Source organism: Trebonia sp., assembly GCF_049794275.1.
Taxonomy (GTDB): Bacteria; Actinomycetota; Actinomycetes; order Streptosporangiales; family Streptosporangiaceae; genus Trebonia.
In genome coordinates, this window is the sequence record NZ_JBARCR010000113.1 from 1 (window position 1) to 9,995 (window position 9,995).

The following is a 9,995-nucleotide window of genomic DNA, read 5'->3' on the forward strand; positions in this document are numbered from 1 at the left end:
GGTGTGGGCGGCCCTGGTGCGCCGGGTGGTCCGCCGCCCGCTGCTGTGGGGCGGCGCGGCCACGATCGTGATGCTGGCGATCGCCGCGCCCGCGCTGGGCATCCGGCTGGCCTATGCAGCGATTGACGCCCCAGCAAGCCTGCCCGTGGTGTCCACGATCGAGACGATCCAGGCGGCCTTCCCGCAGAGCCCCGCGCCTGCCGAGGTGGTCGTTACCGGTCAGCACCTCACTGGACCCGCGGTCACCGGCGCGATCACCGAGCTTGGCAAGCTGGCCGCCGCGGGCGGCCCGATCCGCGAGCCGGTCACGACCATCGTCGTCGCCGGCGGGCGGGCGCTGATCGTCAGCGTCCCGCTGGCGGGCAACGGCGGCGACACCGCGTCTTATGACGCGCTGGACACGCTGCGCGGCCGGATCCTGCCGGAGACCCTTGGCCGGGCCGGGGTCAGCTACGCGGTGGCCGGCGACACAGCCAGCAATCACGACGACGCCAGCCAGCTGAGCGGGCGCACGCCGCTGGTGCTTGCCGTCGTCGCAGCGGTGGCCTTCTGCCTGCTGCTGCTCGCGTTCAGGTCGGTGGTCCTGCCGCTGGTCTCGATCGCGCTCAACTTCCTGTCCGTCGCCGCCGCCTACGGGCTGATCACCGTGATCTTCCAGGACGGCAGGCTCCAGGGACTGCTCGGCTACCAAGGATCCGGCGCGATCACCCCCTGGGTGCCGCTGTTCCTGTTCACGTTCCTGTTCGGCATCTCGATGGACTACCACGTCTTCATCCTGAGCAGGATCAGGGAACTACGGCGAGGCGGCGAGACCACGGTCGGCGCCATCACGGCCGGCATCGCCAGCAGCGCCGGGGTGGTCACCAGCGCGGCGATCATCATGGTGGCGGTGTTCTCCATCTTCATCGGCATGGGGCTTGTCGATCTGAAGATGCTCGGCGTCGGCTTGGCGGCCGCCATCCTGCTGGACGCCACGATCGTCCGCGGCGTCCTCCTCCCCGCCGCCATGGCCCTGCTCGGCAACCGGTGCTGGTACCTGCCCCGCTGGCTGTCCTGGCTACCCGGCCGCACTACCCCAAGCCCCGACACGACGGAAAGCGGGCGTCCCGCCGGGGCGCTCTGAGCCAAGGAGATAGTGATGAACGGAACGATCAAGCTAGACACAGCCACGGACATCCCCGGCCGCACCGGGAACTGGGCCACCCAGGGCGCGGTCGCGGCCGGGCGGGGCATGGTCCTGTTCGGGTTCACACTGGCCAGCCTCGTGCTGTGGACGGTGCTCCTGACAGCGGTGGCCCTCATCCCGCTCGGCGTGGGCCTGCCGCTCACCGCTGTCACCCTGCGGGCCATGCGCGGTCTTGAGGCCAAGGCCTGGCGCCACGTAGCCGACTGGTGCGGGTCCGCCGCAGTGGCTCCCCGTCCCGCGGGACCCGCCCGCCAGGAGGAACGGGAGCCGAGTTTCTGGGTACGGTTCGGTTCCCTGATGGCCGACCCGGACACCTGGCGGAGCCTCCTGTGGAGCACCGTTGACATCCTGGCGGGCTGGCTGCTCACGCTCGCCCCGGCGAGCCTGATCGCCTGGGGCCTGTTCGGCGTGATCATGCCCGGCGTATGGCACCCGATCGTCACCGCACACGGCAGCAACTGGTACGCGTTCATTCACGTGACCAGCGCTGACACCGCCTGGCTGTCGACAGCCCTCGGCATCGCGTTCATCGCCCTGGGCCTGCTGACCGCCCCCTGGTTCCTGCGCCGCTACGCGGCGCTCGCCCGCTCCTTCCAGAATCCCGCCCAATACCCAAACTAAGACCAGTCTCCAGGGGAGCGTCCGATCGTGTGTGTCAGTGACCGTGGCGGTTGTCACGGTGTCGGGATTCGCCCGGCGAAGCAAACGGTGAATGCCTGGAGCGCTTGCTTCCATCCTGAGCTGCGGATCCCGACGTTCGGGCTGGGCTCATCGCCGACTACGACTGGCTCTATGGCTGGTAGCCGATCTGACGCGTATTGTGACGCGCAAGAAACTCGCGCGGAGGAAGCGATGTTCGACACCACCGTCGCCGGCAGCCTGCCGAAGCCGACCTGGCTCGCGGAGCCGAACCGCCTGTGGGCGCCCTGGCGGCTCACCGGCGCCGAGCTCGAAGGCGCCAAGCGCGACGCTACCCTGCTCGCCCTCAAGGTGCAGGAGGACTGCGGCATCGACGTCGTGACCGACGGCGAGCAGTCTCGGCAGCACTTCGTGCACGGCTTCGTCGAGTTCGTCGACGGCATCGACTTCGCCCACAAGGTCGAGATCGGCATCCGCGCCGACCGGTACAAGGCGGTCGTACCGCAGGTCACCGGCGAGCTTCGCCTTAAGGGCCGCGTGCACGCGACCGAGGCGCAGTTCGCGCGCGCCCATACCAGGCGCAAGCTCAAGATCACCCTCCCCGGCCCGATGACCATCGTCGACACCGTGGCGGACGCCCATTACGGCGACCGGGTGGAGATGGCGATGGCGTTCGCCGGCCTCCTAAACGCTGAGGCGCGCGCGCTTGCCGCCGACGGCGTCGACGTGATCCAGTTCGACGAGCCGGCCTTCAACGTCTACCTGACGGCGGTCAAGGACTGGGGCATCGAGGCGCTGCACCGCGCGATCGAGGGGATCGGCTGCACCACCGCGGTCCACATCTGCTACGGCTATGGCATCAAGGCCAATATCGACTGGAAGGCGACGCTCGGCGGCGAATGGCGCCAGTACGCGGAGATCTTTCCAGCGCTGGCGCAAAGCCGCATCGGCCAGGTCTCGGTCGAGTGCCGCAATTCGCACGTGCCGATGAGCCTGCTGAAGCTCCTCGACGGCAAGGACGTTCAGGTCGGCGTGATCGATGTCGCGACCGACGAGGTGGAGACGCCCGAGCAGGTGGCGGCCGTGATCGGCGAAGCGATGAAATACGTGCCACGCGACAGGATCATCGCCAGCACCAATTGCGGCATGGCGCCGATGCACTCGGATATTGCCTACGGCAAGCTCGCCGCGCTCGCACAGGGCGCGGCACTCGCACGTAAGAGGTTCGGCTAAGCATTACTAAGTCCTGCGCATCGCCGAATCAGCGTCGTCCGGGCTGACGATGTGGCTGCGGACTACCTGTTCGTACTGACCGAGCGTGACCGTGCCGGCGCTCGTCGCGGCCCACCCCAGGACGGCAGCCACCTAGCCTCTATCCACTCGCAGCGGGCATCGACGACCCCGGCGACAGCAATGTCGTCCGACTTGGGCAAGTCGCATCTCATGCCAAGAGTGGTCATGGCAAGCTGGGGCTGAGGCTGTCCAAAAGCGCTCCACTTGCCCAGGCGCTGGCGCAGACGATCCATGCTGGTGAGGTCGAGTCGCTGACCGGGCTGCTGAGAGAGCATCCAGATCTGGCCTCAGCGCGGATCGTTGACGACAAGGGCGGCTCGGCAACGCCGCTACACATGGCGGCCGACTGGCCTGGGTTCTTCCCGCGCGGGCCGGAGGTCGTCGCCGTCCTGATCACTGGCGGCGCTGATCCCAGCGCCCCGGTGGAAGGAAGCTGGCACGCCGAGACGCCACTGCACTGGGCAGCCAGCAGCGATGACGTCGAGGTGGCCAGGGCGCCGATCGACGGCGGCGCCGACATTGAGGCGACCGGGGCGTCAATCGGCGGCGGCGCCCCGCTCGATGATGCGGTCGGGTACGGCTGCTGGCGGGTGGCTCGTCTGCTTGTGGAACGCGGTGCACGAGTTGACCGGCTCTGGCACGCTGCAGGGCTCGGCATGATGACCCGTACCGAGGAGTTGCTGGCCGCTTCGCCCCCGGCGCAGCAGCAGCTGACTGACGCTTTCTGGCAGGCCTGCCACGGCGGTGAGCGGCGTATGGCCGAGTATCTAGTCGCCCTCGGTGCCGATGTTGTCCGATGATGGGCAAGTGGCATCTCAAGCACGCGCCCTATCGTGGCCCGGGCTCTGGGCCGATCCCCGGCCTGACGGCGCAGCTGATCGAGATCTGGGAAGCGTATCGCCGGGCGGACGACGGTTTCGTGATGGCAGCAAGGTATGTATAGGGCCAGGATCGAGACCCCTACGGGCTGCCCGCCTGCTTCGCGGCCATGATCATTCGTGCGGGCAGTCACTGAGGTTTTTCTCGGGGTGTGGTAAGAGCCCGGCATGCGCGGACGCTGATAGGCGGACAGCAAAAAGGTGGCCGCCAGGCCTGACAACAACCGCAGGGGGATCCCAGATGACCGCCGAGTCCGTGATCACCGACCGTGTCGCCGAGATGCACGTCGCGATGGCCAAGGAACCGCCGAACGAGGTGATGGGGGCGTTCGGGCGGGAGCAGGCCGTGCTGTCCGCCGCGGGCGCGCCAGCCGGGGTTGCCCGGCCCGGCACGCAGCTCGCAGATGCTGAACTGCTTGACGTGCACGGGACGCCGACCAGCCTGTATAAAGCGGCGGGGGACGGCACCGCGGTGCTGGTGTTCTACCGCGGAGTCTGGTGCCCGTACTGCAACGTGGCCCTGTCCGCCTACCAGCAGCACCTGCTGCCGGCGCTGACCGAACGCGGCGTCCGGCTGGCAGCGGTCAGCCCGCAGGCTCCCGACGGGTCGCTGTCCATGCAGGAAAAGCACGACCTAGGCTTCACCGTGCTGTCCGACCCCGGCAATGGCATCGCCCGCATCCTGGGCATCTTGACCCAGCCGTCGGATGAGGCCCGCGCCGCGCAGCTGGAACTCGGCCTCGACCTGACGGCCGTCAACGCAGACGGCACCACCGGCGTGCCGATGCCGACCGTAGCGATCCTCGACGCTAACCATGTCATGCGGTGGATCGACGTGCACCCCGACTACAGCACCCGCACCGAGCCGGCCCAGGTCATCAGCGCACTCGACCAGCTCGGCATCTGACCAGAGCGACATCTCAGCACCCGAGAAAGGACAGCAGGCAATGACAGTTCGACTGGGAATTCTCGCGCAGCTGGAGGCAGCGCCCGGCAAGGGCGCAGAACTGGCCGCGTTCCTGCAGGCAGGCCGCGAGCTCGCGGTGGCCGAGCAGGGCACCGTGACCTGGTATGCGTTCCAGATCAGTGACACCCGCTACGGCATCTTCGACACCTTCGAGACCGACGACGCACGGCAGGCTCACCTGAACGGCGAGATCCCGGCAGCACTCGGCCAGGTCGCTCCCGACCTGCTCGCCAGCCCCCCGGACATCCGGACAGTCGACATCATCGCGGTCAAGTAGGCGCACCACCCCGTCGGCTTCGGCCTGAACTGCCGCCGGTGCGGGAACCGGGACTTGGACGCATCAGCAGCCCGCTGACGCTGGGCGCCGACCGCTTGGAGCTAGCCGGCGGGCGCAGGTCGAGGGCTACGACGAGGTGACGGGAGCTTACAGAGAGTCGTGTGCCTCATCGGCCTGCCACCGGCGGTACAGCCCGATGAATTCCCCTCGCATGCGCGGCGTGAGGTCATCGGGCGTAATGCTTCCGGCCAGCGCGACGATAGCGCGCATCTGGGAGAGATATTCGGGGCAGTCAGGGCAGTGCGCGAGGTGCGCCTCGAACCGGCGGCGCTGCGCCTGTGATAGGGCGTCTTCGAGGTAGTTGGTGACAAGCTCGACTGCCTCCCGGCAGACGACGTCCCGGCGGGGCCTGAACCTCAGGCGGCTCATCGGACTCTCCCGAACTCGGAGCCGATGACCTGGCGTAGCTTGCTGCGGCCGCGGTGCAAGAGCACCCGCTGGTTGGCGTTGCTGATATCGAGGACGGCACAGACTTCCCCGCTGCTCAGCCCTTGCACGTCGCGCAGCGTTACGACTTCTCTCTGCTGGAGCGGGAGTTCATCGATGGCAGACAGGATCCGGGCGGATATCTTCGCCGCGATCACCTTGTCGTCCACCTGGTCAGCCCAGGCTTCAGGCGGCACCTGCCAGGTGCCGCCTGCGTTAAAACAGGAAGCGTCGACGACAGGCCCCATGTCGTCCACGGGTACGCTCCGGCGTTCTCGAACGCCGGCGCTGATGGCCCGGTTAACCAGGATGCGAAATAGCCAGGTGCGGAAGGATGAACGGCGCTCGAACCGGCCGATACCCCGGAGTACCCCGATCCAGGCTTCCTGGACCACTTCCTCTGCCACCGCGCCGCTCGGCACATAGCCCCGGGCGATGGACAGCATGGAGCCCTGGTATTTCCCGGCCAGCTCGGCGAATGCGCCCTCATCGCCGGCGCGCACCCGGCTGACCAGTTCTGAGTCCGGGTCTTCAGGCACGGGCCAGGTCCCCGGCCATCGGTGCCCCGGACGCGCCCGGCGCGCTCATCGCCGGGCCGGCAGGCGTGTGGGTGCCAGAGCCGGGAAACGAGTTCCTGGTCGCAGTGCCATCGTGAGGCTCCCTGGGAAGTCAGCTTGGCCCGGGTGAGGCAGAGAGGTGTCCATCGCACTAGTCAGCGGCAGAAACGTGCTGTCGTCTTACCTCCGGGTTACCTGCGAGCGGCAAGAGCGGTCGCGTGCTGCGGCAGGCCACCATCGTCACTAGGCGATGGCCGGTGACCGGGTACCCGGTCACCGGCCATCGGCATGAGCTCGGCAGGCTCCTGGCTAGCTCACTGCGATGCCGGCCGGCGTGGCCCCTGCGGGCAGGGGGGTGGGCGAGCCGGGCAGCTCGGTCAGGTTGCCACCGCCGCTGACGGCGAAGGCACCGACCGACGAGATCTTGCTCTCGTTGACGTACAGGAACCGACCGTCCGGGCTCATCCCCGGGTCGACGGCTCCGACGCCGCCGTTAGCAGAGACCTGAGTGCTGCCAAGCAGTGTCAGGGCGCCGCCCGGTGCGATCGAGTACCGCGAGACGGTGCCCGACCCGGTGTTCACCGCGAACAGGTAGCGGCCGTCCGGGCTGATCGTGACCCAGCACGGTGCCGTCTGCTGGTCAGCCACCGGGGAGCTCCCGATCGAGGTGAGCACCCCCCCGCCCGAGTCGGTGAATGCCGAGACCGTGCCCAGCCCGGTGCCGTTGTGTGCGTTGGACACGAACAGCTGGCTGGGGTTGGTCGGCCGGAACTGGCTGCCGAACGGCCCCACTCCCTGGGCGGTGAACGGCGAGCCCGGGGCCGCCGTCAGCCGGCCGCCCAGTCCTACGGTGAAGCTGTCGATCTGCGAGGTGCCCACCCGCGTGCCGACCAGCTTGGTGCCGGTGCCGTTGAACAGCACGTCACCGGGCTGGGCGGCAGCAGGCAGCGCGACCGTCGACCCGCGCACCGGCGTCAGGCTGCCCCACGGAGCGAGCCGGAAACCGGTGTAGTTGCTGTCGGCCGGGCCGGCGTTAGCGACGTACACCAGGCTGCCGTGCACTGCGACGCTGACCGGCAGGACGCCACCTGAGGACACCACACTCGCTCGGCGCAGCGACCCGTCCGGCTGGATGCGCAGCACCGAGACCTGATTGCTGCCCGCGTCGACGGCCAGCAGGAGCCGGCCGCCGTCTGCGATCTGCACTGCGCCCTCGGACGCCAGGCCCGCCCCGGCACCGGCGCCGCCGGCGGCGAAAGGGGAACCGGGCAGCTGGGTCAGCGACCCGTCCGCGTGCCGGTCAAACACCGCGATCGTGTTCGAGCCCGCGGTGTTGTCGTCGAGGTAGACGTGCCCGGTAACCGGAGACGGCAAGGCCGAAGCCGATGCCACCGCCGGAGCGGCGAGCACGGCTCCGGCCGCGAGCAGGCTGAACGCGACCGGGATCCGCCACCGGGACGCCAGCAGGCGCCTAGCGCCGAACGGGCGGGCATCTCCGGCCGCCCCTGGCCCGGCCGGCCGAGCCCGACGGTCATTCAGGATTCTCAATGTTCCTCCACTGTCGAGAGATACAGGACCGCTCCCACAACACTCAGTCCCGGGCATAAGCCGACTTGTTACGGTCAAGCGATTCCCGATTCCCGCATCCGGTGTAGAGGCAACCAGTCCGGCGATGGGAAACAGTTGCCGGGTCGGGAAGTCGTAGCTCCAGGCGATGTCCGGATGAGTCTTACCGTTGACCTGGGCGGCCCAGTAGCCGCTCGTCGGTTGAGCGCTCAGGCTTGCGCTGCCGGGGCGGCGAGCCCTGCGAGCGTCGCGTCGGCGACGTCCTGCAGGGCCTGGCGGCCGGGCCGGCCTTTGGCCATCACGTTCATCCCCTGCACGACCGCGACCAGCATGCCCGCCGACTCCGGACCGGCCCCTGGGCGCAACTCGCCGTCGGCCCGCGCCCGGGCCAGCGCGGCGGCGAAGCTGGTCTGCAGGCGGGCGAGGTGCAACTGGAATAGGCCGGCCAGTTCGGGGTCGCGCACGGCAAATTCGACCAGGGAATTGGTGATCAGGCAGCCCCGGGCACGCTTGCCGTCGACCATGGCGTCGACCAGGTGGCCGAAGTAGTCGCGCAGGCCCTGCAGTCCGGAGGTCGCGCCGTTGATCCGGTCGACCGCCTCGGCCGACACGGTCTCGGTGTAGCGGCGCAAGGCGGCCACGAACAGGTCCCGCTTGCTGCCGAACGCAGCGTAGACACTGCCTGGCTGAAGGTCCATGGCACGGCACAGTGCCTGGACCGACGTGCCGTCGTAACCCCGCTGCCAGAACAGCTCAAGCGCCACGTCGAGGGCTTCACCGACATCGAACCCGCGAACCCGTCCCACGCGGCCATTGTAGTTCGTGTACTCAACAAATATTCTCACTTAATCGGCAGCTCGTGCTTATATAGTGATGCAGTTGCTCAACTAAACGGAGGCTTCATGCGGATCGCGGTGATGGGCACCGGCGGTGTGGGCGGCTACTTCGGCGCCAGGCTGGCCACGGCCGGCCATGAGGTGGCGTTCGTGGCCCGCGGGCGGCAGCTCGAGGCGCTGCGCGCCAACGGACTGCGGGTGGAGAGCCCGCTCGGCGACGTGCACCTCCGCACCGTTCAGGTCACCGGTCAGCCGGCCGAGATCGGCCCCGTCGACCTCGTGCTGTTCACGGTGAAGCTGTGGGACACGCTTGATGCGGCCGAGGCCGTCAAGCCGCTCCTGGGCGAAAACGCCGCGGTGGTGTCGTTCCAGAACGGCGTGGCGAAGGACGACATCCTGCGTGACGCTCTCGGTGCCGAGCACGTCATCGGCGGCGTCACCTACATTGCCGCGACCATCGCCGAGCCGGGAGTTATCCGTCATTCCGGCACCCTGCAGAAGCTGGTGTTCGGCGAATACGACGGCTTGCTCTCGCCTCGCGTGCGGCAGTTCCGCGATGCCTGCGCCGACAGCGGCATCGACGCGGAGACCAGCGACCGGATCGAGCAGACCGTCTGGGAGAAGTTCGTCTTCCTGGTCGGACTGTCCGGCACGACCAGCCTGGCCCGGTCGCCGATCGGCCGGATCCGCAGCAACCCCCGCTCGCGTGCCTTCCTGCACGACGTCATGGCCGAGGTCGTGCAGGTCGCCCTGGCCCAGGGGGTGTCGCTGCCCGCCGACTACGCCGACGAACGGCTCGCTTTCACCGACACGGTGCCCGCAAGCATGACGTCGTCGATGCACCATGACCTCGAACAGGGCAGCCGCCTGGAGGTCGCCTGGCTCAGCGGCGACGTCGTCGAGCGCGGAGCCCGGCTGGGCGTGACCACGCCCTGCAACCGGGCGATCTTCGACATCCTGTCGATCTACAGCGACGGACGGGCGATTCTGGCGTGAGCGACGCACTGACGATCCGCTCGGTAGACGCCGTGCTGGTAATGGTGCCCATGCGCCGGGTGCTCGGCACCAGCGCCATGGGTATCGCCGAAGCGCCGCTCGTGCTCATTGACCTTCACACCGGCGAGGGGATCACCGGCCACGCCTACCTGTTCTGCTACCTCGAGTCGGCCGGCCACGCGGTGGTCGCCCTGGCCCGCGACGTTAGCGCCGTCCTCGCGGGCACGGAGGTCTCCCCCGCCGCCGTGCGACGCGAGCTCGGGGCGCGGTTCAAGCTGCTCGGCGCGCGCGGCCTGGTCTCGGCGGTGCTGGCC

General features: G+C 68.6%; 13 protein-coding genes and 1 pseudogene. 8 read left to right on the plus strand and 6 right to left on the minus strand.

Annotation, left to right across the window (positions count from 1 at the left end):
• The 3 genes from WA805_RS02955 to WA805_RS02965 all read left to right on the plus strand — a co-directional run.
• Positions 1 to 1,123 (plus strand): MMPL family transporter (locus WA805_RS02955; protein WP_425241589.1); only part of this gene is annotated, 1,123 nt, incomplete at its 5' end.
• Between the two features lie 15 nt (positions 1,124 to 1,138).
• Positions 1,139 to 1,807: a sensor domain-containing protein gene (locus WA805_RS02960; protein WP_422287534.1), complete on the plus strand. Its 669-nt coding sequence runs from the start codon at positions 1,139 to 1,141 to the stop codon at positions 1,805 to 1,807.
• A gap of 231 nt (positions 1,808 to 2,038) precedes the next feature.
• A complete protein-coding gene (locus tag WA805_RS02965) occupies positions 2,039 to 3,058 on the plus strand; it encodes a methionine synthase (RefSeq protein ID WP_422339568.1) in 1,020 nt (339 codons plus the stop codon).
• A 6-nt stretch (positions 3,059 to 3,064) separates the two neighbouring features.
• Here WA805_RS02965 and WA805_RS02970 read toward each other — a convergent pair whose 3' ends face one another.
• Positions 3,065 to 3,190: a hypothetical protein gene (locus tag WA805_RS02970; RefSeq protein WP_425241590.1), complete on the minus strand. Its 126-nt coding sequence runs from the start codon at positions 3,188 to 3,190 to the stop codon at positions 3,065 to 3,067.
• Positions 3,191 to 3,453: 263 nt separating this feature from the next.
• On the opposite strand from WA805_RS02970, the gene WA805_RS02975 reads away from it, so the two are divergent.
• The 3 genes from WA805_RS02975 to WA805_RS02985 all read left to right on the plus strand — a co-directional run bounded on the left by WA805_RS02975 (position 3,454) and on the right by WA805_RS02985 (position 5,240).
• Positions 3,454 to 3,918 carry an ankyrin repeat domain-containing protein gene (locus WA805_RS02975; protein WP_425241591.1) on the plus strand — a complete coding sequence of 155 codons (465 nt, stop codon included), beginning with the start codon at positions 3,454 to 3,456 and terminating at the stop codon, positions 3,916 to 3,918.
• A gap of 319 nt (positions 3,919 to 4,237) precedes the next feature.
• Entirely contained in the window at positions 4,238 to 4,903 is a 666-nt protein-coding gene (locus tag WA805_RS02980; protein WP_422271945.1) for a peroxiredoxin-like family protein, read from the plus strand.
• Positions 4,904 to 4,943: 40 nt separating this feature from the next.
• On the plus strand, positions 4,944 to 5,240 hold the full coding sequence (locus tag WA805_RS02985; RefSeq protein WP_422271943.1) for a putative quinol monooxygenase: 297 nt from the start codon (positions 4,944 to 4,946) through the stop codon (positions 5,238 to 5,240).
• Positions 5,241 to 5,387: 147 nt separating this feature from the next.
• On the opposite strand, the gene WA805_RS02990 is transcribed toward WA805_RS02985, so the two are convergent.
• The 5 genes and pseudogenes from WA805_RS02990 to WA805_RS03010 form a co-directional block, all read right to left on the minus strand.
• On the minus strand, positions 5,388 to 5,669 hold the full coding sequence (locus WA805_RS02990) for a zf-HC2 domain-containing protein (RefSeq protein ID WP_422284996.1): 282 nt from the start codon (positions 5,667 to 5,669) through the stop codon (positions 5,388 to 5,390).
• On the minus strand, positions 5,666 to 6,265 hold the full coding sequence (locus WA805_RS02995; RefSeq protein WP_422284998.1) for an RNA polymerase sigma factor: 600 nt from the start codon (positions 6,263 to 6,265) through the stop codon (positions 5,666 to 5,668). The genes WA805_RS02990 and WA805_RS02995 overlap by 4 nt, the downstream gene beginning before the upstream one ends.
• Positions 6,266 to 6,592: 327 nt before the next feature.
• The gene (locus WA805_RS03000) at positions 6,593 to 7,831 is read right to left on the minus strand and encodes a lactonase family protein (protein ID WP_422271957.1); all 1,239 of its coding nucleotides are present in this window, start codon (positions 7,829 to 7,831) and stop codon (positions 6,593 to 6,595) included.
• A 114-nt stretch (positions 7,832 to 7,945) separates the two neighbouring features.
• Positions 7,946 to 8,062, minus strand: a pseudogene (locus WA805_RS03005) (DUF427 domain-containing protein); the annotation flags it as partial.
• Entirely contained in the window at positions 8,059 to 8,655 is a 597-nt protein-coding gene (locus WA805_RS03010; protein ID WP_425241592.1) for a TetR/AcrR family transcriptional regulator, read from the minus strand. The gene WA805_RS03010 and the pseudogene WA805_RS03005, both read right to left, overlap by 4 nt.
• A gap of 96 nt (positions 8,656 to 8,751) precedes the next feature.
• Between WA805_RS03010 and WA805_RS03015 the strand changes: the two genes are divergently transcribed.
• Both WA805_RS03015 and WA805_RS03020 read left to right on the plus strand, forming a co-directional pair.
• A complete protein-coding gene (locus WA805_RS03015; protein ID WP_422271935.1) occupies positions 8,752 to 9,681 on the plus strand; it encodes a 2-dehydropantoate 2-reductase in 930 nt (309 codons plus the stop codon).
• A partial coding sequence (locus tag WA805_RS03020; RefSeq protein WP_425241593.1) for a hypothetical protein occupies positions 9,678 to 9,995 on the plus strand: 318 nt, incomplete at its 3' end. The genes WA805_RS03015 and WA805_RS03020, both read left to right, overlap by 4 nt.

Bases quoted from the DNA above. Each gene is read 5' to 3' on its own strand.
- WA805_RS02960 (WP_422287534.1), top strand. From the start codon at position 1,139: ATGAACGGAACGATCAAGCTAGACACAGCCACGGACATCCCCGGCCGC.
- WA805_RS02980 (WP_422271945.1), top strand. From the start codon at position 4,238: ATGACCGCCGAGTCCGTGATCACCGACCGTGTCGCCGAGATGCACGTC.
- WA805_RS02990 (WP_422284996.1), bottom strand. From the start codon at position 5,669: ATGAGCCGCCTGAGGTTCAGGCCCCGCCGGGACGTCGTCTGCCGGGAG.
- WA805_RS03015 (WP_422271935.1), top strand. From the start codon at position 8,752: ATGCGGATCGCGGTGATGGGCACCGGCGGTGTGGGCGGCTACTTCGGC.
- WA805_RS02965 (WP_422339568.1), top strand. From the start codon at position 2,039: ATGTTCGACACCACCGTCGCCGGCAGCCTGCCGAAGCCGACCTGGCTC.
- WA805_RS02975 (WP_425241591.1), top strand. From the start codon at position 3,454: ATGGCGGCCGACTGGCCTGGGTTCTTCCCGCGCGGGCCGGAGGTCGTC.
- WA805_RS02985 (WP_422271943.1), top strand. From the start codon at position 4,944: ATGACAGTTCGACTGGGAATTCTCGCGCAGCTGGAGGCAGCGCCCGGC.